The organism is Streptomyces rubellomurinus (assembly GCF_000961885.1).
GTDB lineage: Bacteria > Actinomycetota > Actinomycetes > Streptomycetales > Streptomycetaceae > Kitasatospora > Kitasatospora rubellomurina.
In genome coordinates, this window is record NZ_JZKH01000388.1 from 1 (window position 1) to 248 (window position 248).

The following is a 248-nucleotide window of genomic DNA, read 5'->3' on the forward strand; positions in this document are numbered from 1 at the left end:
GGCGCCGAGCACGACGGCGGACGGCTCACCGATGCGGCGGGCCAGGGTCAGCAGCTCCAGGGCCGGCTTGCGGACCGCACCGTCGGCGTGGTCCACCAGGACGAGAATCTCAGCCATTGCTCAATGTCTCCGTGTTTTCGCTGGATCGGGGTGGGACTAGATGAACTTCTGGTCGGCGAGGAAGGCGGCGAGCTGCTTGCCGCCCTCGCCCTCGTCCTTGACGACCGTGCCCGCGGTACGCGCCGGGC

Annotated in this window: 2 pseudogenes; both read right to left on the reverse strand. The window is 69.4% G+C overall.

Features of this window, described 5'->3' with window-relative positions:
* Positions 1-117 (reverse strand): annotated as a pseudogene (locus tag VM95_RS42195) (electron transfer flavoprotein subunit alpha/FixB family protein); the annotation flags it as partial.
* 39 nt (positions 118-156) lie between these two features.
* Positions 157-248, reverse strand: a pseudogene (locus VM95_RS42200) (electron transfer flavoprotein subunit beta); the annotation flags it as partial.